At 65.2% G+C, this 247-nt stretch carries 1 protein-coding gene; it reads left to right on the top strand.

What is annotated here, in order from left to right; translation table 11 throughout:
* A partial coding sequence (locus N7568_RS24870; RefSeq protein WP_261612317.1) for a hypothetical protein occupies positions 1-247 on the top strand: 247 nt, incomplete at both ends.

Here is a 247-nt window from a genome sequence, read left to right as displayed (position 1 = left end):
CGAACGCTATCAGGCCTACGATGCCGCGCCGGCCGGCGTGCTGACGGCGGTGCAGAAGGCGGTGGCGGCCATCACCGAGTTCATCGGCCAGACGCCGCTGCCGCAGGACGATCCTTTACTTGGGTTCTATTTCGAGGCGTTGCATTTCATGCGGTTGGCCGAGCAATTCGGCTCGCACGCGCTATTCGATGTGACGCTTGGCGACGCCGGCGTCAGCAGCGCCAAGACCCCGCCTTCGACGCTGTGC

The organism is Paenarthrobacter aurescens, from assembly GCF_025421775.1.
Taxonomy (GTDB): domain Bacteria; phylum Actinomycetota; class Actinomycetes; order Actinomycetales; family Micrococcaceae; genus Arthrobacter; species Arthrobacter aurescens_B.
Note: the sequence above shows the minus strand (reverse complement) of the source record. Positions and strands in the feature narration are given on the sequence as shown.